Consider the following 24,679-nt stretch of genomic DNA (forward strand, 5'->3'; position numbering starts at 1 on the left):
GCCCACGGGCGGTCCGGTCGACCACCACCCGGGGTGGCAGAGCGCGGCGCCGCCACCGACCGCGCCCGCGCAGCCCGTCGCCCCCGTCGCCGGGGACGCGACCGGGTGGTCCATGGACGAGCGGCTCTACAACCAGGTGTGGGGCATGTTCGAGGACCTGGCGCGGACCACGGCCGCCTACCGCAGCGCCGTGGACTTCGCCGAGTCGCGGCTGGAGAAGGAGATCGACCAGGTGCTGGCCGACCCGCGCAGCCGCGTCGGTGGGCGGGCCGAGGCCGCCCGGGAGGCGGCCCGTGCCAAGCACGCGCAGCTCGTCGAGCAGGCCAGGGCGGCCTTCGACCGCGACCTGGACCAGCTCGCCGCCGAGTCCGAGGTCGTCGAGCCGGCGCTGCCACCGGCGTACGCGCGCTGGGACAACCCGGTCTGGCACGGCTACCGGATGCCGATGGAGATTCCGATGGCCGTGCGCCTCGGGGACCTGCACCTGCCGGAGGACCCCTCCCTGCGCATCCCCATGCTGGTCCGGCTGCCGCTGCAGCGCGGACTGTGGATCGACAGCGGCCGCCTGCCGTCCGTGCCCGACGACGAGTCGTTCGCCGACGAGGGCGAGGTGCGCCGCCTGGCGATGGAGGCGGCCGTGGCCCACGCGGCCCGGCTGCTCGCCGTCCACCCGCCCGGCGAGTTCGGCGTCCACGTCATCGACCCGGCCGGATCCGGAGCGCGGGCCCTCGCGCCCCTGGTGGACGCGGGAGTGCTCGCGGGGCCGCCCGCGGCAGGCGCCGCCGGGGTCGCGGACGTCCTGGGCCGGCTCACCCAGCGGGTCGACCTGGTGCAGATGGCCGTGCGCGGTGGCGCCCCCGACGCGCTGCCCCCCGGCTTCGACACCTCCGAGCAACTGCTGATCGTCAACGACTTCCCGCACGGATTCGACGACCGCGCCGTGACCCAGCTGCGCTACCTCGCCGACGAGGGCCCGGCCGTGGGCGTCCACCTGATGATGGTCGCCGACCGGGAGGACGCCGCCGCCTACGGCCCTTTGCTCGACCCGCTGTGGCGTTCCCTGCTGCGATTGACCCCGGTGCCCGACGGCCACCTCGCCGACCCCTGGGTCGGGCACACCTGGACGTACGAGCCGCCGGTGGTGCCGCAGGGCAGCCAGGTGCTCCAACTGGTGCTCACCCAGGTCGCGACGGCCCGCCGCGAATGGAACCGCTGACCACGACACGAGACGACCAAGGAACGGTAAAGCCGTCTGAGCAGGCCTTTTGAAACTCTCTTGGTTTGACTCGGTCTGACGCTTTACCTTTCTTTGGGTGTTCGGTTACAGTTTCTTCGTACGGAGGGGAGTATTCCCTGCCTCCTGCGGCGTCCCGTCAGTACGGATCCGGACGGATCCCGGGGCGTCGGCCCGCTGGTTTCCGGCGCCTCACGCGCCCGGCCGCACGGGTGGAAGAGACCTCCGGCAGTAGGACGCCAAGTCATTTGCAAGTGACGCACCTGCCGGAGGCACCGTGGATGTTTCCCTGACCCTGTGGGTCCTGACCATCGTGGGCCTGGCCGCCCTGATCTCGGTCGACTTCTTCATCGGCCGCAAGCCGCACGACGTGTCGGTCAAAGAAGCCGGGATCTGGACCGTCGTCTGGGTCGCGCTCGCCGGTCTCTTCGGTCTCGGCCTGCTCGTCTTCGGCGGCGGCCGCCCGGCCGGCGAGTTCTTCGCGGGCTTCATCACCGAGAAGTCGCTGAGCGTCGACAACCTCTTCGTCTTCGTCCTGATCATGGCGAAGTTCGCCGTGCCGTCGAAGTACCAGCACCGGGTGCTGCTGATCGGCGTGCTCATAGCCCTGGTGCTGCGGGCCGGCTTCATCGCCGCCGGCGCCGCGATCATCGCGAGCTTCTCGTGGGTGTTCTACCTCTTCGGCGCCTTCCTGATCTGGACCGCCTGGAAGCTCATCCAGGAGGCCCGCTCCGGCGGGGACGACGAGGAGGAGTTCGAGGAGAGCAAGCTGCTCAAGGCGGCCCAGCGCCGCTTCGGCGTGGCCGACCGCTACCACGGCACCAGGCTGTGGATCCGGCAGAACGGCAAGCGCGTGATGACGCCGATGCTGCTCGTGATGCTCGCGATCGGCACCACCGACATCCTGTTCGCCCTCGACTCGATCCCCGCGATCTTCGGCCTGACCAAGGACCCGTACATCGTCTTCACCGCCAACGCCTTCGCCCTGATGGGTCTCAGGCAGCTGTACTTCCTGATAGGCGGCCTGCTGAAGAAGCTGGTCCACCTGTCCTACGGGCTGTCGGTGATCCTCGGCTTCATCGGCGTCAAGCTGACGCTGCACGCGCTGCACGAGTCCGGCGTCGACGTCCCGGAGATCAGCATCCCGGTCTCCCTGGGCGTGATCTGCGCCGTCCTGGCCGTCACCACGGTCACCAGCCTGATCGCCGCCAGGAAACAGGCCGAGGCGGAGGAGGTGCAGGACCAGTACGACGACGCGACGAAGGACCGTGTGAATGCTTGATCACCAGGACGAGACACGAGCGGGCACCTCGCATGCGAAGGACCCGGGACCCTGCAAGGATCGAAGCGTGATCCTGCGGCTCAGGGACTTCCTCATGGCGCAGTGGACGACCATTGTGCCGGTGCTCGCGGTCGTCCTCCTGGTCTTCACCTGGGGCCGTGCCCTGCCCGGTGGGGGCGTCGCGCTGCTGACCCTGGTCCTGGCCGGCTCGGTCCTGGCCGCGGTGCACCACGCCGAGGTCGTCGCCCATCGGGTGGGCGAGCCCTTCGGCTCCCTCATCCTCGCGGTCGCCGTCACGGTCATCGAGGTCGCGCTCATCGTGACCTTGATGATCGACGGCGGTGACAAGAGCGCCACGCTCGCCCGCGACACCGTGTTCGCCGCGGTGATGATCACCTGCAACGGCATCGTCGGTCTGAGCCTGCTCGTCGGCTCGCTGCGGCACAAGGTCGCCATCTTCAACCCCGAGGGCTCCGGCGCGGCCCTCGCGACGGTCGCCACCCTGGCCACCCTCTGCCTCGTGCTGCCGACCTTCACCACCAGCAAGCCCGGACCGGAGTACTCCACGGCTCAACTCACCTTCGCCGCGCTGGCCTCCCTGGTGCTCTACGGCCTGTTCGTCACGACCCAGACCATGCGCCACCGCTCGTACTTCCTCCCCCTGACCCGCCAGGGCGAGGTCATCGCGGCCCCGGAGCACATCGAAAAGCCCACCAACCGGGTCGCTCTCACCAGCCTGGCCCTGCTCGGCACGGCCCTCGTGGGCGTTGTCGGCCTGGCCAAGGGCGTGTCGCCCACCATCGAAACCGCCATCGACAGCGCCGGCCTGCCGCACGCCGTGGTGGGTGTGCTCATCGCGCTGCTCATCCTGCTGCCGGAGACGATCGCCGCGGTGCGCGCCGCCCGCCGCGACAGGGTGCAGATCAGCCTCAACCTCGGGCTCGGCTCGGCGATGGCCAGCATCGGTCTCACCATCCCCACGGTGGCGATCGCGTCGTTCTGGCTGCCCGGGCCGCTGATCCTGGGCCTCGGCGCCACCCACATGGTGCTGCTCGCGCTGACCATCGGCGTCGGCATCCTCACCGTGGTCCCGGGGCGGGCCACCCCCTTGCAGGGCGGTGTCCATCTGGTGCTGCTGGCCGCCTATCTGGAACTGGCGATCAATCCGTAGCGGCGGACGGGCCTCCGGTGCCGCGTGATAGACCTCCGGTGAAGCGCCGATCTCACCGGAGGCCCGACATGACCCGTCCCGCCCGCACTCTCGCGACCGCGCCCCTCATGGTCCTCAACGGCCCCAACCTGAACCTGCTCGGGCAGCGCCAGCCGGAGATCTACGGCTCCGACACGCTCGCGGACGTCGAGGCGCTGTGCGCCAAGACGGCGGCCGCACACGGCGGCACGGTCGACTTCCGCCAGTCCAACCACGAGGGAGAGCTGGTCGACTGGATCCACGAGGCCCGGCTGAACCACTGCGGGATCGTCATCAACCCCGCCGCCTACTCGCACACCTCCGTGGCGATCCTGGACGCCCTCAACACCTGCGACGGGCTGCCGGTGGTGGAGGTCCACATCTCCAACATCCACCAGCGCGAGCAGTTCCGGCACCATTCCTACGTCTCGCTGCGCGCCGACGGGGTCATCGCCGGCTGCGGGGTGCAGGGGTACGCCTTCGCGGTGGAGCGGGTGGCGGCACTGGCCGGCACGGGGCAGGCGGACGCGTAGGGCGGGGCCGCCGGCCGAGGGCGGGGAATGAGGACCGGCGGCCCGTACCGCGCAGGAGCCGTCATCCTGTGCGGGGTTGCCGCCAGTGGACCGCGCATCACGGTGAAGGGCAAGCGGGTGCGTACCACCGGCGCGTGCGAAGGGTTCACACGGGGCGCGAGGGGGCGTCCGTGCGTCGGCTCACCACCCGCGCGCGTGCCACTCAGGAAGGTGCGGGCGTTCCGCGCCCAGCGTCGTGTCGTTGCCGTGGCCCGGGTACACCCACGTCTCGTCCGGGAGCGCGTCGAAGATCTTCGTCTCGACGTCGTGGATGAGACGCGCGAACGCCTTCGGGTTCTTGTGGGTGTTGCCCACGCCGCCGGGAAAGAGGCAGTCCCCGGTGAACACGTGCGGGTGCCCGTGCGGGTCGTCGTAGACCAGCGCGATCGAGCCCGGCGTGTGGCCGACGAGGTGGCGTGCGGTGAGCTCCACCCGTCCCACCCGGATCGTGTCGCCGTCGTCGACGAGGACGTCGGTCGGCACGGGGATGCCCTCGGCGTCGTCCCGGCCCGCGTACGTACGCGCGCGCGTGGCCGCCACGACCTCCGCCAGCGCCTGCCAGTGGTCCGCGTGCCGGTGGGTCGTGACGACCGAGGCGATGCCGTCGTCGCCGATCATGCCGAGCAGCGTGTGCGCGTCGTTCGCCGCGTCGATCAGCAGTTGCTCGTCCGTGGCGCGGCAACGCAGCAGATAGGCGTTGTTGTCCATCGGGCCGACCGCGATCTTGGTGATCATCAGGTCCTTCAGCTCGTGCACGTCCGCCGGGCCGCCGACCCGCACCTCTCCGCTGTACATCATGGCCGTCAGCCTATAGCGGGGGAGCGGCCCGGGGACCGTGCACGCGGCTACAGCGGGGGAAGCGCCGGAAGCGCGCCGCCCGTCACCTTCAGGGCGGACCCGTCGCGGCGTCCCGCGAGCCAGCCGAGCAGGTCCGCCCGGCCTCCCGTGACGGTGACGGCGGGACCGTCCGCCTCCCGGCCCGTGTCCCACGCGCGGGTGCCGTCCGTCAGCCGGGTGGGCGGCACGTCCGGGTGCCCGGCGAAGCGCTCGGCCAGGAACCCGATCTCCCGCTCGACGAACTCCGCCGGCAGGTCCTCCAGCTCGTAGCCGACCCCCAGGTCCACGTGGTGGAGCTCCACCTCCACCCAGCGCCGGAACGGCACCCGGGACGCGGAGTCGGTGACGCCGTTGCGCAGCTCCACGGTGCGGGACCAGTCCGCGGGCTCGGCCGCCGTCCGCTGGAAGCGGGCCGCGCTCTCGCGTACGTCGGCGAGCTGCGCGTCGAGGGGGCGCGGGGCGTCCCGCTCGATGTCGGCCTCCCGGGCCTCGGCGGAGGCGTACATGGGGCGCCCCTCGAAGACGTTCACCAGCGCGTCCGCGTTGCGGGCCAGGTGGGCCAGGATGTGGCCCCGGGTCCAGCCGGGCAGCCGTGACTGTTCGGTCACAGCCGCGTTGTCCAAGGTACCGACCGCGGTCAGCAGCCGTTCGGTTGCGCCCTGTACGGATGCCAGGTCGCGCGCGTGATCAATCATGGCGCCGACATTAGCCGGGTCACACCATCGGGTGAAGGCGGCAGACCGTACCCGTAAATCGAATGCACGTGCTATAGGGTCGGGTGCGGCATCGGGCATGCCGGAGGGCCGGGAGTTGTTGAACATCCGGGCGCATCCGGGAATCCCGCCCGGCGTTGTCAGTGGCTCCCCCTACTCTGAGAAACACGGGGGCCCCGCCCCTGTCACTTCTCTCAAGAAAGGTGCGGACCGGCGTGGCCGACCGTCTCATCGTCCGTGGCGCGCGCGAGCACAACCTGAAGAACGTCTCGCTCGACCTGCCCCGGGACTCGCTCATCGTCTTCACGGGCCTGTCCGGGTCGGGCAAGTCCTCCCTGGCCTTCGACACCATCTTCGCCGAGGGCCAGCGGCGCTACGTGGAGTCGCTCTCCTCGTACGCCCGCCAGTTCCTCGGCCAGATGGACAAGCCGGACGTCGACTTCATCGAGGGCCTGTCCCCGGCGGTCTCCATCGACCAGAAGTCGACCTCGCGCAACCCGCGCTCGACGGTCGGCACCATCACCGAGGTCTACGACTACCTGCGCCTGCTCTTCGCCCGCATCGGCAAGCCGCACTGCCCGGAGTGCGGCCGCCCGATCTCGCGGCAGTCGCCGCAGGCCATCGTCGACAAGGTCCTGGAGCTGCCGGAGGGGAGCCGCTTCCAGGTGCTCTCGCCGCTGGTGCGCGAGCGCAAGGGCGAGTTCGTCGACCTCTTCGCCGACCTGCAGACCAAGGGTTACTCCCGCGCGCGCGTGGACGGCGAGACCATCCAGCTCTCGAACCCGCCCACGCTGAAGAAGCAGGAGAAGCACACCATCGAGGTGGTCGTCGACCGCCTCACCGTGAAGGACAGCGCCAAGCGCCGCCTCACCGACTCCGTGGAGACCGCCCTCGGCCTGTCGGGCGGCATGGTCGTGCTCGACTTCGTCGACCTGCCCGAGGACGACCCCGAGCGCGAGCGCATGTATTCGGAGCACCTGTACTGCCCGTACGACGACCTGTCCTTCGAGGAGCTGGAGCCCCGCTCCTTCTCCTTCAACTCGCCCTTCGGCGCCTGTCCCGAGTGCACGGGTATCGGCACGCGCATGGAGGTCGACCCCGAACTGATCGTCCCCGACGAGGAGAAGACCCTCGACGAGGGCGCCATCCACCCCTGGTCGCACGGGCACACCAAGGACTACTTCGGCCGGCTGATCGGCGCCCTCGCCGACGCCCTCGGCTTCCGCACCGACATCCCCTTCGCGGGCCTGCCGAAGCGCGCCAGGAAGGCCCTGCTGTACGGCCACAAGACGCAGATCGAGGTCCGCTACCGCAACCGGTACGGGCGCGAGCGCGTCTACACCACGCCCTTCGAGGGCGCCGTCCCCTTCGTCAAGCGCCGCCACAGCGAGGCCGAGAGCGACGCGAGCCGCGAGCGCTTCGAGGGCTACATGCGCGAGGTGCCCTGCCCCACCTGCGAGGGCACGCGCCTGAAGCCGGTCGTCCTCGCGGTCACGCTCATGGGCAGGTCGATCGCCGAGATCTCCGCGATGTCGATCAGCGACTGCGCCGACTTCCTGCGCGAGCTGAAGCTGGGCGCCCGCGACAAGAAGATCGCCGAGCGCGTGCTCAAGGAGGTCAACGAGCGGCTGCGCTTCCTGGTCGACGTCGGCCTGGACTACCTCTCGCTGAACCGCGCGGCCGGCACGCTCTCCGGCGGCGAGGCCCAGCGCATCCGCCTGGCCACCCAGATCGGCTCCGGCCTCGTCGGCGTGCTGTACGTCCTGGACGAGCCGTCCATCGGCCTGCACCAGCGCGACAACCACCGGCTGATCGAGACCCTGGTCCGGCTGCGCGACATGGGCAACACGCTCATCGTCGTCGAGCACGACGAGGACACCATCAAGACCGCCGACTGGATCGTCGACATCGGCCCCGGCGCGGGCGAGCACGGTGGCAAGGTCGTGCACAGCGGCTCGCTGAAGGAGCTGCTGGCCAACGCCGAGTCGCACACCGGCCAGTACCTGTCGGGCGAGAGGTCCATCCCGGTGCCCGACGTCCGGCGTCCCCGCGACCCCTCCCGGAAGCTCACCGTGCGCGGAGCCCGCGAGAACAACCTCAAGGACATCGACGTGTCCTTCCCGCTGGGCGTGTTCACGGCCGTCACCGGCGTCTCCGGCTCCGGCAAGTCCACCCTGGTCAACGACATCCTCTACACGCACCTGGCCCGCGAGCTCAACGGCGCGCGGAACGTGCCCGGCCGGCACACGCGCGTGGACGGCGACGACCTCGTCGACAAGGTGGTGCACGTCGACCAGTCGCCCATCGGCCGCACCCCGCGGTCCAACCCGGCGACGTACACCGGGGTGTTCGACCACATCCGCAAGCTGTTCGCCGAGACCACCGAGGCGAAGGTCCGCGGCTACCTGCCCGGCCGCTTCTCCTTCAACGTCAAGGGCGGCCGCTGCGAGAACTGCGCGGGCGACGGCACCATCAAGATCGAGATGAACTTCCTCCCGGACGTCTACGTCCCGTGCGAGGTCTGCCACGGCGCCCGGTACAACCGGGAGACCCTGGAGGTCCACTACAAGGGCAAGTCCATCGCCGACGTGCTGAACATGCCGATCGAGGAGGCGACCGAGTTCTTCGAGGCGGTCCCGGCGATCTCCCGCCACCTCAGGACGCTCAAGGACGTCGGCCTGGGCTACGTCCGGCTCGGCCAGTCCGCGACCACCCTGTCCGGCGGCGAGGCGCAGCGCGTCAAGCTCGCCAGCGAGCTGCAGCGCCGCTCCACCGGACGCACGGTCTACGTCCTGGACGAGCCGACCACCGGTCTGCACTTCGAGGACATCAGCAAGCTGCTCAAGGTGCTGTCCGGCCTGGTCGACAAGGGCAACACGGTCATCGTCATCGAGCACAACCTCGACGTGATCAAGACCGCCGACTGGGTCGTCGACATGGGCCCCGAGGGCGGCGCCGGCGGTGGTCTGGTCGTCGCCGAGGGCACGCCCGAGCAGGTGGCCGGCGTCCCCGCCAGCCACACCGGGAAGTTCCTGCGCGAGATCCTGCGGCCGGACAGCATCAGCGACGCCGCGCCCTCGGCCAAGGACGCCGGCACCACAGCGACCAGGAAGGCGGCACCCGCCAAGAAGACGACCCGGGCCCGCAAGGCCTGAGCCACCGCCCGGACGGGGCTGCTACGGCTCGCCGACCTCCGCCGCGTACGGCGGCTCGGCGCCCGCGCGCGAGCAGGTGACCGCCGCCGCGCGGGCCGCGAACCGCAGCAGCCCCGTCCAGCCCGGGGCGTCCAGTCCGGCCAGGCCCTCGGGGGAGAGGGCGTCCCGCACGGACAGCGCGTGCAGCAGCGCCGCGTTCACGGTGTCGCCCGCGCCGATGGTGTCCACGACGTCGACCTTCTCGCCCGGCACGGAGTGCACGGCGCCGTCCTTCGTGAACGCGGTCAGCCCGTCGCCCCCGTGGGTGATCACCACGGCCGACGGTCCGGCGGCCAGCCATGCGCGCGGAGTGCCGCCCAGCCACCGCGCGTCCTCCTCGGACAGCTTCAGCAGCGACACCGAGGGCAGCCAGCTCGCGAAGCGCGCCCGGTAGGCGTCCGCGTCCGCGATCAGACCGGGCCGGACGTTCGGATCCAGCGAGGTGAACACGCCCTGCCCGGCCGCGCTCCGCATCAGCTCCTCGTACGCGCTCGCACCCGGCTCCAGGACCAGCGAACAGGTGCCGAAGGACACCGCGCGGGTCCCGGCGGGCAGCTCGGCGGGCGCGGTGAACAGGCGGTCGGCGGTGCCGTCGACGTAGAACGAGTACGCGGCCGAGCCGTCGGCGCCGACCGCGGCGACCGCCAGCGTGCTCGGCTCGGCGCCGCGCTGCACGCCCGAGACGTCCACGCCGGCCCGCCGCAGCCCGTCGAGCAGCGCCTCACCGAAGGCGTCGTACGACAGGCGGGAGCAGAAGGCCGTACGGGAGCCGAGACGGCCCAGCGCGACGGCCGTGTTGTACGGGCCGCCGCCGAGCGCCGGTCCGAGGTCGGCGAGGGCGCCCGTGCCCCGCGGTACCAGGTCGATCAGGGCCTCACCGGCGACAACGATCACGAGTCGGTTCCTTTCGGCAGCTCGGGCCGGGAAGTTATCCCATCGCGCGCCGGAGGTAAACGCCGGGTCCACGCGTCAGCACCGGCGCCGACCCGCCCCCGCCCGCGTCGGCGCCGGTGGGTATGGTCGGCGTGTCCGGCCCTTTGACCAGTGGAGACCCTCATGCCCGGCCGTCCCTCCGCGAGCCGCCGCACCGTCCTGCGCGGAGCGGCCCTCACCCCCGTCGCCGCGCTCGGGCTCACCGCTTGCGACCCGGGCGGCACCTACGCTCCCGCCACGCCCACCGCACCGGTCGACCTCGGTGCCGAGAGCGAGGTCCCCAAGGGCGGAGCCAAGCTCTACCGGGACCACAACGTGGTGGTCAGCCGGAACGACGACGGCACCCTGAAGGCGTTCAGCTCGCTCTGCACGCACGCGCAGTGCCCGATCAACAAGCTCGAGGGGACGAAGCTGATCTGCCCCTGCCACGGCAGCGAGTTCGACGCCACCACCGGCCAGGTGACACGGTCCCCGGCCTCCGTCCCGTTGCCCGAGCTGCCCGTACGCGCGCAAGGAGGCAAGCTCGTCGTCGGGCCCGACGCCTGACGGACGGCAGCCGCCCCCGGCCCGGCCCGCTCACTCCCAGTCCCAGCCGATCCCCACGATCCCCGACCGCACCCGCGCCTCCACGAGGTGGACCGAGTGGTGCCGCGCGCTCACCGGCAGCTCCTGGCGGCCGCCGCGCGGTGCCGCCGCCGAGGCCTGCGTGAACCGGTGGCAGCGCACCGGCAGGACACCGCCGGCGAACCGCACCTGAAGGGCGTACTGCCCGCCGGCCGAGTCGAACTCCCGGAGGCACTCGCGCGTCACCCCCGCGGTGCCGTCCTCGACGCCGTACCGGAACAGGAACGTGTCACCGGCCCGCAGCCGGGTGTCGAAGAGCAGCTCGGCCACCAGTACCCCGGTGCCGTGGTGCCGCCGTATCCGCCCCGTACGGCAGTTCTCCAGGGCGTGCACGGCCATCCGCTCCGGCACGCACCCCGGGTCGCCGTGGTGAACGGCCACGAAGCGGTCCACACCGTCCCGGTGCGCGCGCACGATGTGCTGGGACTCGCGCTCGGCGAGCTCCCGGCGCGGCCCGATCCGCACCCGCTCGTGGTGGCCCAGCGTGTGCAGGCCGCCACCGCCGGGCGGGCAGTCCAGCTCGGCCAGCAGCCCGCGCAGCACGTCCGACGCCTCCACCAGGGAGCGGTAGGAGCGCACCCCGGCCCGCCGCGCGTCCGGGCGCTCCTCGGCCTCGGTCAGCAGCCGGATCAGCGACTCGTCCGGCAACCGCAGGATCTCCTCCAGGGCCCGTACGGCCCGCAGCGACTCCGGCCGCTGCGGGCGCCGCGCGCCCTGCTGCCAGTAGCTCAGACTGGTGACCCCGACCCTGACCCCGTAGCGCGACAGATGGTGCTGCACGCGCTGCAACGGCAGCCCACGGGCGGCGATCGCGGCGCGCAGCGCCACGTGGAAGGGGCCGCCGCGCAGGGCCGTGTCCAGTTCGACGGTCGCGATGTCCGCCTGCTGCGGGGCGTACGGCATGCACGCGCCTTTCTGTGAAGGTGCGGACGGCTGGTCGGACCGTTCCGCGGGTCCACGGGGCCACCCCCGCGCGCGGGCACGGGTGTCCTCACCTCCGTACGCCGCTTCGACGGCCCCGAGTTCCCCCGCATTGAAGCGTGTTGACCAAGTCCCGACAACACCTGGGACCGACGGCCGCGCACTCCTGGCCGAGTCCGCACCCCCGCCGGAGCGGGCCGGGAGCAGCCGGTACGAGAGACCCGCCGCTGTGTCGGTGCCCGACAGTAGGGTGTGAGACATGGCCGACCCCTCCAGCTACCGCCCCAAGCCGGGAGACATCCCGGACTGTCCCGGGGTCTACAGGTTCCGTGACGAGCACCGCCGGGTGATCTACGTCGGAAAGGCCAAGAGCCTGCGCCAGCGCCTGGCCAACTACTTCCAGGACCTGGCGAACCTCCACCCGCGCACCCGCACCATGGTCACCACCGCGGCGTCCGTGGAGTGGACCGTGGTGTCCACGGAGGTCGAGGCGCTGCAGCTGGAGTACTCCTGGATCAAGGAGTACGACCCCCGGTTCAACGTCAAGTACCGCGACGACAAGAGCTACCCGTACCTCGCGGTGACGATGAACGAGGAGTTCCCGCGCGTGCAGGTGATGCGCGGCCACAAGAAGAAGGGCGTGCGCTACTTCGGGCCGTACGCGCACGCGTGGGCCATCCGCGACACCGTCGACCTGCTGCTGCGCGTCTTCCCGGTGCGCACCTGCTCGGCCGGAGTCTTCAAGAACGCCGCCCGCACCGGCCGCCCCTGCCTGCTCGGCTACATCGGCAAGTGCTCCGCGCCCTGCGTGGGCCGTGTCTCCGCCGAGGAGCACCGGGAGCTGGCCGAGGAGTTCAGCGACTTCATGGCCGGCCGCACGGGCACGTACCTGCGGCGCCTGGAGAGGGAGATGACGGCGGCGGCCGAGGAGATGGAGTACGAGCGGGCCGCCCGCCTGCGCGACGACATCGGGGCCCTGAAGAAGGCGATGGAGAAGAACGCGGTCGTGCTCGCCGACGCGACCGACGCCGACCTCGTCGCCGTCGCCGAGGACGAGCTGGAGGCCGCCGTACAGATCTTCCACGTGCGCGGCGGACGCGTGCGCGGCCAGCGCGGCTGGGTGACCGACAAGGTGGAGGACGTCACCACCGGCGCCCTCGTCGAGCACGCCCTGCAGCAGCTGTACGGCGAGGAGAGCGGGGACGCCGTACCCAAGGAGGTCCTCGTCCCGGCCCTGCCCGACCCGGTCGAGCCGGTCCAGCAGTGGCTCACCGGCCGCCGCGGGGCGAACGTCTCGCTGCGCGTCCCGCAGCGCGGCGACAAGAAGGCCCTGATGGAAACCGTGCAGCGCAACGCACTGCAGGCGCTCGCCCTGCACAGGACCAGGCGCGCCTCGGACCTGACCACGCGCTCGCGTGCCCTGGAGGAGATCGCCGAGGCCCTCGGCCTGGACAGCGCCCCCCTGCGGATCGAGTGCTACGACATCTCCCACCTCCAGGGCGACGACGTGGTGGCCTCCATGGTCGTCTTCGAGGACGGCCTGCAGCGCAAGAGCGAGTACCGCCGCTTCCAGATCCGGGGTCGTGCCGGAGACACGCGGCTCTGGCACGGAGAGGGCCAGGACGACGTCCGCTCCATGCACGAGGTGATCACCCGCCGCTTCAGGCGGTATCTCGCCGAGAAGGAGAGGACCGGCGAGTGGGCCGACGGCGAGGACGCCCTCGCCGACGGCTCGCCGGGCGCGCTCACCGAGGACGACGGGCGCCCCAAGCGCTTCGCCTACCCGCCGCAGCTGGTCGTCGTCGACGGCGGCTGGCCCCAGGTCGCCGCCGCCCAGCGGGCCCTGGACGAGCTCGGCATCGACGACATCGCCGTGTGCGGGCTGGCCAAGCGCCTGGAGGAGGTCTGGCTGCCCGGCGAGGACGACCCGGTGGTCCTGCCCCGCAGCAGCGAGGGCCTGTACCTGCTGCAGCGCGTGCGCGACGAGGCCCACCGGTTCGCGATCACCTACCAGCGCACCCGGCGGGCCAAGCGCTTCCGGGCCGGGCCCCTGGACGACGTACCCGGTCTCGGCGAGGCGCGCAAGCAGGCGCTGATCAAGCATTTCGGCTCGGTGAAGCGGCTGCGGTCGGCGACAATCGACCAGATCCGCGAGGTGCCCGGCATAGGCCGCAAGACGGCCGAGACGATCGCCGCGGCCCTCGCCCGAGCGGCCCCGGCCGCACCTGCCGTCAACACCGCGACGGGAGAGATCATGGAAGACATGGAGGAAGCGCCGCTCGAGACGGCGACGAGTGACGCGGGGGAGCCCGTGACCGCGGGTGTCCCGGACGACCGACGGGGGCAGGAGACATGACCGAGCACGAGGCACGGCGGACCGCCGGGCGAGATCAGGTCCACGAGGGGACGCACGCCGAGCAGCGGCGGCGCGCGGTCCAGGAAGACGGAGCACAGGTGAGCATCGACACGGCCGGCGTTCCCGACGCGGCCATTCCCGAGCTGGTGATCATCACCGGCATGTCCGGGGCAGGCCGGTCCACGGCCGCCAAGTGTCTGGAGGACCTCGGCTGGTTCGTCGTCGACAACCTGCCGCCGGCGCTGATCACCACCATGGTGGAGCTCGGCGCCCGCTCGCAGGGCAACGTGGCCCGGATCGCGGTCGTCGTCGACGTCCGCGGCCGCCGCTTCTTCGACGCCCTGCGCGAGTCCCTGGCCGACCTGGAGGCCAAGAACGTCACGCGGCGGATCGTCTTCCTGGAGTCCTCCGACGACGCCCTGGTGCGCCGCTTCGAGTCGGTGCGCCGGCCCCACCCGCTCCAGGGCGACGGCCGTATCGTCGACGGCATCGCCGCCGAACGGGAGCTGCTGCGGGAGCTGCGCGGCGACGCCGACCTGGTGATCGACACCTCCAGCCTCAACGTGCACGAGCTGCGCGCCAAGATGGACGCCCAGTTCGCCGGCGAGGAGGAGCCCGAGCTGCGGGCCACGGTGATGTCGTTCGGCTTCAAGTACGGCCTGCCGGTCGACGCCGACCTGGTCGCGGACATGCGGTTCCTGCCCAATCCGCACTGGGTGCCCGAGCTGCGCCCGTACACCGGGCTGAACGACGAGGTCGCCGCGTACGTCTTCAACCAGCCCGGTGCCAAGGAGTTCCTCGACCGCTACGCCGAGCTGCTGCGGCTGATCGCGGCCGGCTACCGCCGCGAGGGCAAGCGGTACGTGACCATCGCCATCGGCTGCACGGGCGGCAAGCACCGCTCGGTGGCCATGTCCGAGAAGCTGGCCGCGCGGCTCGCGGCCGAGGGCGTGGAGACCGTCGTCGTCCACCGGGACGTGGGGCGGGAGTGACCGGAAGACGTACTCCGCGGCTGGGCGGGCTGAGCGGGCTGCGCCGGGTGACGCCGGGCGGGCGCACGGCGCGTCGGGCGACCGCCGCGTACGCCGGGCGCACCGGCGAGGCCCGGGGGGCGCGGGCGCGTCGGCGCGGTGCCCAGCCGAAGGTGGTCGCGCTCGGCGGCGGCATGGGCCTGTCCGCCTCGCTCGCCGCGCTGCGCCGGATCACCGGCGACCTCACCGCCGTCGTCACCGTGGCCGACGACGGCGGCTCCAGCGGGCGCCTGCGCGACGAGCTGGGGGTGCTGCCGCCCGGCGACCTGCGCAAGGCGCTGGCCGCGCTGTGCGGTGACGACGACTGGGGGCAGACCTGGGCCCGGGTCATCCAGCACCGCTTCACCTCCCAGGGCGAGCTGCACGACCACGCGGTGGGCAACCTGCTGATCGTCGCCCTGTGGGAGCAGCTCGGCGACCACGTCCAGGCGCTGGACCTGGTGGGCATGCTGCTGGGCGCGCACGGGCGCGTGCTGCCCATGTCGGCCGTGCCCCTGGAACTGCAGGCGCTGGTCAGGGGGCACGATCCGGAGCGGCCCGAGGACATCGATGTCGTCCGCGGCCAGGCCACGGTCGCGCTCACCCCCGGGGAGGTGCAGTCCGTGCACCTCGTGCCGAACGACCCGCCCGCCGTGCCGGAGGCCGTGGAGGCGGTCCTGGACGCGGACTGGGTGGTGCTCGGGCCCGGCTCCTGGTTCTCCTCGGTCATCCCGCACCTGCTGGTGCCGGAGCTGCTCGACGCGCTCATCGGAACCAAGGCACGGCGGGTGCTGTCCCTGAACCTCGCGCCGCAGCCGGGGGAAACCGCAGGCTTCTCCCCGCAGCGTCATTTGGAGGTTTTGGGACGACACGCCCCTAAACTCGCCCTGGACGTGGTGCTGGCCGACGAGGCCGCCGTGCCCGACCGCGACGACCTCAGCGAGGCCGCCGAGCGGTTCGGCGCCGCGGTCGAACTCGCGCCGGTGGCCCGGAGGGACGGAACTCCGCGGCACGACCCGGAGCTGCTGGCCGCCGCGTACGACCGTATTTTTCGGATGCATGGAAGGATCGGCCCATGGCGATGACGGCAGCGGTGAAGGACGAGATCTCCCGGCTCCCCGTCACCCGGACCTGCTGCAGAAAGGCGGAGGTCTCCGCCGTTCTGCGGTTCGCCGGCGGCCTCCATCTGGTCAGCGGGCGCATCGTGATCGAGGCGGAGCTGGACACCGCCATGGCGGCGCGGCGACTGAAGCGGGACGTCCTGGAGATCTTCGGTCACGGCTCCGAGCTGATCGTGATGGCGCCGGGCGGGCTGCGCCGCGGCTCGCGCTACGTGGTGCGCGTCGTCGCGGGCGGCGACCAACTGGCCCGGCAGACCGGGCTGGTCGACGGGCGGGGCCGCCCGATCCGCGGCCTGCCGCCGCAGGTGGTCTCGGGGGCCACCTGCGACGCCGAGGCCGCCTGGCGCGGGGCGTTCCTGGCCCACGGCTCGCTCACCGAGCCGGGCCGGTCCTCCTCCCTGGAGGTGACCTGTCCCGGTCCGGAGGCCGCGCTCGCCCTGGTGGGCGCCGCCCGCCGGCTGTCCATCGCGGCGAAGGCCCGCGAGGTGCGGGGCGTCGACCGGGTCGTCGTCCGTGACGGTGACGCGATCGGCGCCCTGCTGACGCGCCTGGGCGCCCACGAGTCCGTGCTGGCCTGGGAGGAGCGGCGGATGCGCCGCGAGGTCCGCGCCACGGCCAACCGCCTCGCCAACTTCGACGACGCCAACCTGCGCCGCTCGGCCCGCGCGGCCGTCGCGGCCGGCGCCCGTGTGCAGCGCGCCCTGGAGATCCTCGCCGACGACGTCCCCGAACACCTCGCCGCCGCGGGCCGCCTGCGCATGGAGCACAAGCAGGCATCCCTGGAGGAACTCGGCGCCCTCGCCGACCCCCCGCTGACCAAGGACGCGGTCGCGGGCCGCATCCGCCGCCTCCTCGCCATGGCCGACAAGCGGGCCTCCGACCTCGGCATCCCGGGCACCGAGGCCAACCTCACGGAGGACCTGGCGGACAACCTGGCCGGCTGACCCGGGCCGGCCGAGCGGCCGCGTGAACGGGCCCGGCCGGGCGGCACCGGCCGGGTGCGCGTGGCCGCCCCGCTCGTGGGTACCCCGTCCGGTGTGATCACCGTGCGTCAACGGCAACGGCCGGCGCCGGCCCACCGGTATCGGACACCGACCGGTCGGTACGGGCCGGTCGGCGACCGTCGGCGGCCGTCGGCGCCCCGGCGACGGCCGTGCTCGACCGGGGTATATGCCGGACTTGAGAGTGCCCGGATTGCCGGATTTCACAAGTGAGCCACCGGGGGCACGGATGAGTGATCAACGGGGGCAATTGGTAACGGCATTCCATGGCGGAACGGGGTGATCCGGGCGCCCGCGCAGGGGGGTCCACAGGTCTACTGGCGGATATGGGACACCGCGCCGTCTTGATGTCACTGCGGAGGTCCCAGAGGGGTAGGGTCGGGGGTGGTCGGGGACATCCCATACAGCTCGCCGGCGTCGAAACCGGCGTACCAACGAGGAGATCGGTTCGTGACGATCCGCGTAGGCATCAACGGCTTTGGCCGCATCGGTCGTAACTACTTCCGCGCGCTGCTGGAGCAGGGTGCAGACATCGAGATCGTGGCTGTCAACGACCTGGGTGACACCGCGACCACCGCTCACCTGCTGAAGTACGACACCATCCTCGGCCGCCTCAAGCAGGAGGTCTCCCACACCGAGGACACCATCACCGTCGATGGCCACACCATCAAGGTGCTGTCCGAGCGCAACCCCGCCGACGTCCCCTGGGGCGAGCTCGGTGTCGACATCGTCATCGAGTCCACCGGCATCTTCACCAAGAAGGAAGACGCCGAGAAGCACATCGCCGGCGGCGCCAAGAAGGTCATCATCTCCGCCCCGGCGAAGAACGAGGACGTCACCATCGTCATGGGCGTCAACCAGGACACCTACGACGCCGCGAACCACAACGTCATCTCCAACGCCTCCTGCACCACCAACTGCGTGGCGCCGATGGCGAAGGTCCTCGACGAGAACTTCGGCATCGTCAAGGGTCTGATGACCACCGTGCACGCGTACACGAACGACCAGCGCATCCTGGACTTCCCGCACAAGGACCTGCGCCGCGCCCGTGCCGCCGCGGAGAACATCATCCCCACCACCACCGGCGCCGCCAAGGCCACCGCCCTGGTGCTGCCTCAGCTCAAGGGCAAGCTGGACGGCATGGCCATGCGCGTTCCGGTGCCCACCGGCTCCGTCACCGACCTCGTCGTCGAACTCTCCCGCGAGGTCACCAAGGAAGAGGTCAACGCCGCCTTCCAGAAGGCCGCCGAGGGCGAGCTGAAGGGCATCCTCGAGTACACCGAGGACCCGATCGTCTCCTCCGACATCGTCAACGCGCCGGCGTCCTGCACCTTCGACTCCTCCCTGACGATGGTTCAGGAGGGCAAGAACGTGAAGGTCATCGGCTGGTACGACAACGAGTGGGGCTACTCCAACCGCCTCGTCGACCTGACGGTCTTCGTCGGCAACCAGCTCTGATCGCCAGGGCAGGCACCTCGATGTGAGTTCAGGGCTCGGGCAGCGCACGGTCGCGCGGCCCGGGCCCTGACGCACGTACGGCGGGGCGAAAGACCACAACCCGCCCGCGTGCGGATCGATCGGTCCTCGTACGATCAAGAGCCCCCTCCTCCTCAGGAGTCCCAACCCATGAAGACGATCGACGAACTTCTCTCCGAAGGCGTGGACGGCAAGCGGGTCTTCGTCCGCGCCGACCTCAACGTGCCGCTGGCCGACGGTGTCATCACCGACGACGGCCGCATCCGCGCCGTACTGCCCACCGTCAGGGCGCTCGCCGACGCCGGCGCCAAGGTGGTCGTGGCCTCCCACCTCGGCCGCCCCAAGGGCGCCCCGGACCCGGCCTTCTCCCTGCTGCCCGCCGCCGAGCGGCTCGGCGAACTCCTCGGCGCCCCCGTGGCGTTCGCCCAGGACACCGTCGGCCCCGCCGCCCACGGCGCCGTGGACGGCCTGCAGCCCGGCCAGGTCGCGGTCGTCGAGAACCTGCGCTTCAACCCCGGCGAGACCTCCAAGGACGACACCGAGCGCGGCGAGTTCGCCGACGCCCTCGCCGCCCTCGCGGACGTCTACGTCGGCGACGGCTTCGGCGCCGTGCACCGCAAGCACGCCTCCGTCTACGACCTCCCGGCCCGCCTGCCGCACTACGCCGGCCACCTCATCGCCACCGAGGTCGGCGTCCTGAGGAAGCTCACCGAGAACGTCCGGCGGCCCTACGTCGTCGCGCTCGGCGGCGCCAAGGTCTCCGACAAGCTCGCCGTCATCGACGAGCTGCTCGGCAAGGCCGACCGGCTGCTCATCGGCGGCGGCATGGCGTACACCTTCCTCAAGGCCCAGGGGCACGAGATCGGCAAGTCCCTCGTGCAGGAGGACCAGCTCCCGGCCGTCAGGGAGTACATCGAGCGCGCCGAGAAGACCGGCGTCGAGCTGGTCCTGCCGGTGGACGCGCTGGTCTCGCCCGAATTCCCGGACCTGAAGGCCAAGGCCCCGGTCCACCCCACCGCCGTCGCCGCGGACGCCATGCCGGCCGACCAGCTGGGCCTGGACATCGGCCCGGAGTCCCGCAAGCTGTACGCCGCCAAGCTCGCCGACGCCGCCACCGTCTTCTGGAACGGCCCGATGGGCGTCTTCGAGCACCCCGACTTCGCCGAGGGCACCAAGGCGGTCGCCCAGGCCCTCGTCGACTCGGACGGCTTCACCGTCGTGGGCGGCGGCGACTCCGCCGCGGCCGTCCGTACGCTGGGCTTCGACGAGTCGGCATTCGGCCACATCTCGACCGGAGGCGGCGCCTCCCTCGAATACCTCGAGGGCAAGACGCTCCCCGGCCTCGCCGCACTGGAGGACTGAACCGCATGAGTACGCGCACGCCGCTGATGGCGGGCAACTGGAAGATGAACCTCAACCACCTCGAGGCCATCGCACACGTCCAGAAGCTCGCCTTCGCCCTGGCCGACAAGGACTACGAGGCCGTCGAGGTCGCCGTCCTGCCGCCCTTCACCGATCTGCGCTCCGTGCAGACCCTGGTCGACGGCGACAAGCTCAAGATCAAGTACGGCGCCCAGGACATCTCGCAGCACGACTCCGGCGCCTACACCGGCGAGATCTCCGGCCCGATGCTGGCCAAGCTCAAGTGCACGTACGTGGTGATCGGGCACTCCGAGCGGCGCCAGTATCACAACGAGACCGACGAGCTGGTGAACGCCAAGGTCAAGGCCGCCTACAAGCACGGCCTGACCCCGATCCTGTGCGTCGGCGAGGAACTGGACGTCCGCGAGGCGGGCAACCACGTCCCGCACACGCTCGCCCAGGTCGAGGGCGGTCTGAAGGACCTCCCGGCCGAGCAGGCCGAGTCGATCGTGATCGCCTACGAGCCCGTCTGGGCCATCGGCACCGGCAAGGTCTGCGGCGCCGACGACGCCCAGGAGGTCTGCGCCGCCATCCGCGGCAAGATCGCCGAGCTGTACTCGCAGGAAGTCGCCGACCAGGTCCGCATCCAGTACGGCGGCTCCGTGAAGTCGGGCAACGTCGCCGAGATCATGGCACAGGCCGACATCGACGGAGCCCTGGTCGGCGGTGCCTCGCTGGACACGGACGAGTTCGTCAGGATCGTGCGCTTCCGCGAGCAGTGAGGGCGGCGACGAGCCGGGCTGTGAGTATGCGCTAGCGGCGATCCGTCGTAGTCTTGCGGGAGCATGGCAGGCAGTGTCTGCCGCGCCCCGTCGTCCATCCGAATCCGAGGAAGTTGGTCCAGCCGTGGTTTTGGGGTTCTCGATCGCCCTGATCTTCTTCAGCCTGCTGCTGATGCTGCTGGTGCTGATGCACAAGGGGAAGGGCGGCGGCCTCTCCGACATGTTCGGTGGCGGCGTCCAGTCCTCCGTCGGCGGCTCCTCGGTCGCCGAGCGCAACCTCGACCGCATCACCGTGGTGGCCGGCCTGCTGTGGATCGCGTGCATCGTGGTGCTCGGCATCCTGATGAAGACGAGCGGCTGAACAACAGCCGGCGCACATTCCGTACGTAAGGCCCCATGGTCGGCATGCGCTCCCGGGCGCGTCCTATCATGGGGCTTGCGTCTGTGTGCGGGGGGCGGTAACTCCAGTCACTGGACGCGCGTTGGGTCTTACGTAGACTGAGGTGCTCGCAGCGAAGCGGTACGCCGACTCGCTCCGCGGCACCATCACGCAGGGAGTTACGACCGTGGCAAGTGGCAACGCGATCCGAGGAAGCCGGGTCGGGGCGGGGCCGATGGGCGAGGCCGAGCGCGGTGAGTCCGCGCCGCGTCTGCGCATCTCCTTCTGGTGCTCCAACGGGCACGAGACCCAGCCGAGCTTCGCCAGCGACGCGCAGGTCCCCGACACCTGGGACTGCCCGCGCTGCGGCTTCCCGGCCGGTCAGGACCAGGACAACCCGCCGGCCCCGCCGCGCACCGAGCCCTACAAGACGCACCTCGCCTATGTGCGCGAGCGGCGCAGCGACGCGGACGGCGAGGCGATCCTCGCCGAGGCGCTCGCCAAACTGCGGGGCGAAATCTAGGAGTCGGGCTCCGGCCGGCGCCGCTCGCGGGCGCGGGACCGGACCTGTCGCCTCCCCGGGCGGCCGGCCGCCGCGGACCGATTGTCAGTGGTGCCCTCTACGGTTTGCGCATCAGGCGAACCGTGGAGAGGAAGCATGACATTAACCAAGGCCGCGGGCGTGGGCGCGCCCGCCTGGCGCGGGGGATTCGGACGGCTGTGGAGCGCCGCCGTGCTGTCCAGCTTCGGTGACTCGCTGCGTACGGCCGCGCTGCCGCTGCTCGCCGTGTCGCTGACCGACGACCCGCTGCTCATCTCCTCCGTCGCGGCCTGCGGCTATCTCCCCTGGATCATCTTCGGACTGCTCGGCGGCGCCGTCGCCGACCGGGTGGACCAGCGGCGCGCGATGTGGACGGCGGACACGGTACGGGCCCTGCTGGTCGGCGGTTTCGCCGTGGCCGTGGCCCTGGGGCACGCCTCGATCGGTCTGCTGATCGCCCTGGCCTTCGCGCTGACCACGCTGCAGACGCTCTTCGACAACGCGGCCACGGCCCTGCTGCCCGTCCTGGTGGAGCCGCAGGCGCTGGGCGGCGCCAACGCCCGGCTGATGACCGGGCAGCGCGTGGCCGGCGGACTGCTCGGTGGTCCGGCCGTGCCGCTGCTGCTCGCCGCCGGTGCCGCGGCCCCGTTCGCCGCCAACGCCGCCACGTTCCTGGTGGCCGCCGCGCTGGTGGCCTCCCTGCGGGTCTCCGGGCCCGAGCGGCCGCCGAGACCGGCGGGCAGCACGCTGCGGCGCGAGATAGCCGAGGGACTGCGCACCCTCGGGCGGGACCGGGCGCTGCGCGGGCTGTGCGCCGCCACCGCGCTGTGCAACGTCGGGATGGGCGCCCTCATCGCCACCCTGGTGGTCATCGTGACCGGCTGGCTTGACGCCGGCACCAAGGGGTACGCGGCGGTACTGACGGCGTACACGGTCGGCAGTCTGGTCGGAGGAGCGGTCAACAGCCGGATCGTGGCCCGGCTGGGGCGCATGCGGGCCGTACTGCTGGCCGGGGCGGTGCAGATCGCCGCGCTGGTGGTGATGGGGGTGGTGCGCAGTCTGCCCGTGGCGGTGGCCGCGCTGGCCGTGTTCGGGCTGATGGGCATGGTGTGGAACGTCAACACGACCACGCTGATGCAGCAGCGCAGCCCCGCCGGGATGCTGGGCCGGGTCAGCGCGGCCTTCCGCACCCTCTCCGTGGCCGGGGCGCCGCTCGGCGCGGTGCTCGGCGGGGCGGTCGCCGCCGCGTGGGGGCCGAACCGCCCGGCGCTGCTCACAGCGGCGTTCGTCGTCCTTTCCGTGGCCGCGCTGATACCCGCGCGGGCGGCGGACGTAGTGGTGGGTGCGCCGGACGACGGCGTCACGACGACTCACGTCGCCCGCTGATCAACTAGGTTGGTTCGGCAGCGGGGCAGGACGCAGCAGGACAGCTAGGAAAGAGGCTGAAGTCCGAATGAACGCAGACGGCCGTACCAGGCTCAACCAGAGGCCCGAGTGGACCGCTCTGGCCAAGCACCGTGAGGAACTCGCCGACACCCATCTGCGGGATCTGTTCGCCGCCCACCCGGAGCGCGGTGAGGCGTACACCCTCCAGGTCGGCGACCTGTACGTCGACTACTCCAAGAACCTCGTCACCGACGAGACGCTGCGGCTGCTGCGGGAGCTGGCCGCCGCGACGGACGTGTTCGGGCTGCGGGACGCCATGTTCCGCGGCGAGAAGATCAACGTCACCGAGAACCGGGCCGTGCTGCACACGGCGCTGCGGGCGCCGCGGGACGCGGTGATCGAGGTCGACGGGGAGAACGTCGTGCCCGGTGTGCACGCGGTCCTCGACAGGATGGGCGACTTCGCGAACCGGGTCCGTTCGGGGGAGTGGACGGGACACACCGGCAAGCGGATCCGCAACGTGGTGAACGTGGGCATCGGCGGATCGGACCTGGGCCCGGCGATGGCGTACGAGGCGCTGCGGGCCTGCACGGACCGCGGGCTGACGGTGCGCTTCGTGTCCAACGTCGACGGTGCCGACCTGCACGAGGCGACGCGGGACCTCGACGCGGCGGAGACGCTGTTCATCATCGCGTCCAAGACGTTCACCACCATCGAGACGGTCACCAACGCGACGTCGGCGCGCAACTGGCTGCTCGGTGAGCTGAAGGCCGGCCCGGAAGCCGTCGCGAAGCACTTCGTGGCGCTGTCGACGAACGCGGAGAAGGTCGCCGAGTTCGGCATCGACACGGCCAACATGTTCGAGTTCTGGGACTGGGTCGGGGGGCGGTACTCGTACGACTCGGCGATCGGGCTGTCGCTGATGATCGCGATCGGCCCGGAGCGCTTCGGGGAGATGCTGGAGGGCTTCCGGCTGGTCGACGAGCACTTCAGGACGGCGCCGGCCGAGTCCAACGTTCCTTTGCTGCTGGGATTGTTGGGGATCTGGTACGGCAACTTCCACGACGCGCAGTCGCACGCGGTGCTGCCGTACTCGCACTATCTGTCCAAGTTCACCGCGTATCTGCAGCAGCTGGACATGGAGTCCAACGGGAAGTCGGTGCAGCGGGACGGCGAGCCGGTGGGGTGGCAGACCGGCCCGGTGGTGTGGGGTACGCCGGGCACGAACGGGCAGCACGCGTACTACCAGCTGATCCACCAGGGTACGAAGCTGATCCCGGCGGACTTCATCGGCTTCGCCGAGCCGGTCGCGGAGCTGAGCGGTGACCTCAAGGCGCAGCACGACTTGTTGATGGCCAACTTCTTCGCGCAGACACAGGCGTTGGCCTTCGGCAAGACGCCGGAGGAGGTACGGGAGGAAGGGGCGCCGGCGGAACTGGTCCCGCACAAGACGTTCCGCGGGAACCACCCCACGACGACGATCCTCGCCCGTGAGCTGACCCCGTCGGTCCTCGGTCAGCTGATCGCCCTCTACGAACACAAGGTGTTCGTCCAGGGCGCCGTCTGGAACATCGACTCCTTCGACCAGTGGGGCGTGGAACTGGGCAAGGTCCTCGCCAAGCGCATCGAACCGGCCCTCACGGAGGGCACGGAGGTCCCGGGCCTGGACGCGTCCACCAAGACCCTGACCAACAAGTACCGCGAGCTGCGCGGGCGCTGACGCGGACCTTTCCCCCCGCCCGCTGCCCTGACTCGCGGGTCTCCGC

20 protein-coding genes and 1 pseudogene are annotated in these 24,679 nt (G+C 71.2%); 17 read left to right on the forward strand and 4 right to left on the reverse strand.

Going from position 1 to position 24,679, the window contains the following annotated elements; translation table 11 throughout:
* From C1I97_RS08250 to aroQ, 4 genes and pseudogenes are all read left to right on the forward strand, one after another.
* A pseudogene (locus C1I97_RS08250) lies at positions 1 to 1,216 on the forward strand (TerD family protein); the annotation flags it as partial.
* Between the two features lie 295 nt (positions 1,217 to 1,511).
* Entirely contained in the window at positions 1,512 to 2,516 is a 1,005-nt protein-coding gene (locus tag C1I97_RS08255; RefSeq protein WP_181446632.1) for a TerC family protein, read from the forward strand.
* Between the two features lie 67 nt (positions 2,517 to 2,583).
* Entirely contained in the window at positions 2,584 to 3,687 is a 1,104-nt protein-coding gene (locus C1I97_RS08260) for a calcium:proton antiporter (protein ID WP_181446633.1), read from the forward strand.
* Positions 3,688 to 3,755: 68 nt separating this feature from the next.
* Positions 3,756 to 4,238, forward strand: coding sequence for a type II 3-dehydroquinate dehydratase (gene aroQ / locus C1I97_RS08265; RefSeq protein ID WP_111002569.1), 483 nt, complete (start codon positions 3,756 to 3,758; stop codon positions 4,236 to 4,238).
* A 180-nt stretch (positions 4,239 to 4,418) separates the two neighbouring features.
* Here aroQ and C1I97_RS08270 read toward each other — a convergent pair whose 3' ends face one another.
* Both C1I97_RS08270 and C1I97_RS08275 read right to left on the reverse strand, forming a co-directional pair.
* On the reverse strand, positions 4,419 to 5,075 hold the full coding sequence (locus C1I97_RS08270; RefSeq protein WP_111002570.1) for an MBL fold metallo-hydrolase: 657 nt from the start codon (positions 5,073 to 5,075) through the stop codon (positions 4,419 to 4,421).
* A gap of 47 nt (positions 5,076 to 5,122) precedes the next feature.
* The gene (locus C1I97_RS08275; RefSeq protein WP_111002571.1) at positions 5,123 to 5,809 is read right to left on the reverse strand and encodes a maleylpyruvate isomerase family mycothiol-dependent enzyme; all 687 of its coding nucleotides are present in this window, start codon (positions 5,807 to 5,809) and stop codon (positions 5,123 to 5,125) included.
* 233 nt (positions 5,810 to 6,042) lie between these two features.
* Between C1I97_RS08275 and uvrA the strand changes: the two genes are divergently transcribed.
* Positions 6,043 to 8,982: an excinuclease ABC subunit UvrA gene (gene uvrA, locus C1I97_RS08280; RefSeq protein WP_111002572.1), complete on the forward strand. Its 2,940-nt coding sequence runs from the start codon at positions 6,043 to 6,045 to the stop codon at positions 8,980 to 8,982.
* A gap of 21 nt (positions 8,983 to 9,003) precedes the next feature.
* Here uvrA and C1I97_RS08285 read toward each other — a convergent pair whose 3' ends face one another.
* Positions 9,004 to 9,915 (reverse strand): carbohydrate kinase family protein, encoded by a 912-nt coding sequence (locus tag C1I97_RS08285; RefSeq protein WP_111002573.1) that lies wholly within the window; start codon positions 9,913 to 9,915, stop codon positions 9,004 to 9,006.
* Positions 9,916 to 10,077: 162 nt separating this feature from the next.
* Between C1I97_RS08285 and C1I97_RS08290 the strand changes: the two genes are divergently transcribed.
* Positions 10,078 to 10,500 (forward strand): Rieske (2Fe-2S) protein, encoded by a 423-nt coding sequence (locus C1I97_RS08290; RefSeq protein WP_111002574.1) that lies wholly within the window; start codon positions 10,078 to 10,080, stop codon positions 10,498 to 10,500.
* Between the two features lie 30 nt (positions 10,501 to 10,530).
* Here the strand turns inward: C1I97_RS08290 and C1I97_RS08295 are convergent, their stop codons facing one another.
* On the reverse strand, positions 10,531 to 11,481 hold the full coding sequence (locus tag C1I97_RS08295; RefSeq protein WP_111002575.1) for a hypothetical protein: 951 nt from the start codon (positions 11,479 to 11,481) through the stop codon (positions 10,531 to 10,533).
* A 277-nt stretch (positions 11,482 to 11,758) separates the two neighbouring features.
* Between C1I97_RS08295 and uvrC the strand changes: the two genes are divergently transcribed.
* The 11 genes from uvrC to pgi all read left to right on the forward strand — a co-directional run bounded on the left by uvrC (position 11,759) and on the right by pgi (position 24,633).
* Positions 11,759 to 13,855, forward strand: coding sequence for an excinuclease ABC subunit UvrC (gene uvrC / locus C1I97_RS08300; RefSeq protein ID WP_111002576.1), 2,097 nt, complete (start codon positions 11,759 to 11,761; stop codon positions 13,853 to 13,855).
* Complete coding sequence (gene rapZ, locus C1I97_RS08305; protein WP_111002577.1) at positions 13,852 to 14,847, forward strand: RNase adapter RapZ; 996 nt, start codon at positions 13,852 to 13,854, stop codon at positions 14,845 to 14,847. Before uvrC ends, rapZ begins: the two co-directional genes overlap by 4 nt.
* Positions 14,844 to 15,950, forward strand: coding sequence for a gluconeogenesis factor YvcK family protein (locus tag C1I97_RS08310; RefSeq protein WP_111002578.1), 1,107 nt, complete (start codon positions 14,844 to 14,846; stop codon positions 15,948 to 15,950). The genes rapZ and C1I97_RS08310 overlap by 4 nt, the downstream gene beginning before the upstream one ends.
* Positions 15,941 to 16,930, forward strand: a complete 990-nt coding sequence (gene whiA / locus C1I97_RS08315; protein ID WP_111002579.1) for a DNA-binding protein WhiA — start codon at positions 15,941 to 15,943, stop codon at positions 16,928 to 16,930. The genes C1I97_RS08310 and whiA overlap by 10 nt, the downstream gene beginning before the upstream one ends.
* Before the next feature lie 507 nt (positions 16,931 to 17,437).
* Positions 17,438 to 18,445 (forward strand): type I glyceraldehyde-3-phosphate dehydrogenase, encoded by a 1,008-nt coding sequence (gap, locus tag C1I97_RS08320; protein ID WP_111002580.1) that lies wholly within the window; start codon positions 17,438 to 17,440, stop codon positions 18,443 to 18,445.
* A gap of 168 nt (positions 18,446 to 18,613) precedes the next feature.
* Positions 18,614 to 19,825, forward strand: coding sequence for a phosphoglycerate kinase (locus tag C1I97_RS08325; RefSeq protein WP_111002581.1), 1,212 nt, complete (start codon positions 18,614 to 18,616; stop codon positions 19,823 to 19,825).
* A gap of 5 nt (positions 19,826 to 19,830) precedes the next feature.
* A complete protein-coding gene (gene tpiA, locus C1I97_RS08330; protein WP_111002582.1) occupies positions 19,831 to 20,607 on the forward strand; it encodes a triose-phosphate isomerase in 777 nt (258 codons plus the stop codon).
* A gap of 124 nt (positions 20,608 to 20,731) precedes the next feature.
* A complete protein-coding gene (secG, locus tag C1I97_RS08335; RefSeq protein WP_111002583.1) occupies positions 20,732 to 20,968 on the forward strand; it encodes a preprotein translocase subunit SecG in 237 nt (78 codons plus the stop codon).
* A 205-nt stretch (positions 20,969 to 21,173) separates the two neighbouring features.
* Complete coding sequence (locus C1I97_RS08340; RefSeq protein ID WP_073952427.1) at positions 21,174 to 21,509, forward strand: RNA polymerase-binding protein RbpA; 336 nt, start codon at positions 21,174 to 21,176, stop codon at positions 21,507 to 21,509.
* A 135-nt stretch (positions 21,510 to 21,644) separates the two neighbouring features.
* Entirely contained in the window at positions 21,645 to 22,913 is a 1,269-nt protein-coding gene (locus C1I97_RS08345; RefSeq protein WP_111002584.1) for an MFS transporter, read from the forward strand.
* 67 nt (positions 22,914 to 22,980) lie between these two features.
* Positions 22,981 to 24,633 carry a glucose-6-phosphate isomerase gene (gene pgi / locus C1I97_RS08350; protein WP_111002585.1) on the forward strand — a complete coding sequence of 551 codons (1,653 nt, stop codon included), beginning with the start codon at positions 22,981 to 22,983 and terminating at the stop codon, positions 24,631 to 24,633.
* Positions 24,634 to 24,679: the final 46 nt, after the last annotated feature.

The organism is Streptomyces sp. NTH33 (genome assembly GCF_003236365.1).
GTDB lineage: Bacteria > Actinomycetota > Actinomycetes > Streptomycetales > Streptomycetaceae > Streptomyces.

Excerpts from the sequence above, each read along its gene's own strand:
- C1I97_RS08345 (WP_111002584.1), top strand. The coding sequence starts at position 21,645 with ATGACATTAACCAAGGCCGCGGGCGTGGGCGCGCCCGCCTGGCGCGGG.
- pgi (WP_111002585.1), top strand. The coding sequence starts at position 22,981 with ATGAACGCAGACGGCCGTACCAGGCTCAACCAGAGGCCCGAGTGGACC.
- C1I97_RS08325 (WP_111002581.1), top strand. The coding sequence starts at position 18,614 with ATGAAGACGATCGACGAACTTCTCTCCGAAGGCGTGGACGGCAAGCGG.
- C1I97_RS08295 (WP_111002575.1), bottom strand. The coding sequence starts at position 11,481 with ATGCCGTACGCCCCGCAGCAGGCGGACATCGCGACCGTCGAACTGGAC.
- rapZ (WP_111002577.1), top strand. The coding sequence starts at position 13,852 with ATGACCGAGCACGAGGCACGGCGGACCGCCGGGCGAGATCAGGTCCAC.
- whiA (WP_111002579.1), top strand. The coding sequence starts at position 15,941 with ATGGCGATGACGGCAGCGGTGAAGGACGAGATCTCCCGGCTCCCCGTC.
- C1I97_RS08290 (WP_111002574.1), top strand. The coding sequence starts at position 10,078 with ATGCCCGGCCGTCCCTCCGCGAGCCGCCGCACCGTCCTGCGCGGAGCG.
- tpiA (WP_111002582.1), top strand. The coding sequence starts at position 19,831 with ATGAGTACGCGCACGCCGCTGATGGCGGGCAACTGGAAGATGAACCTC.
- C1I97_RS08275 (WP_111002571.1), bottom strand. The coding sequence starts at position 5,809 with ATGATTGATCACGCGCGCGACCTGGCATCCGTACAGGGCGCAACCGAA.
- C1I97_RS08270 (WP_111002570.1), bottom strand. The coding sequence starts at position 5,075 with ATGATGTACAGCGGAGAGGTGCGGGTCGGCGGCCCGGCGGACGTGCAC.
- aroQ (WP_111002569.1), top strand. The coding sequence starts at position 3,756 with ATGACCCGTCCCGCCCGCACTCTCGCGACCGCGCCCCTCATGGTCCTC.
- uvrC (WP_111002576.1), top strand. The coding sequence starts at position 11,759 with ATGGCCGACCCCTCCAGCTACCGCCCCAAGCCGGGAGACATCCCGGAC.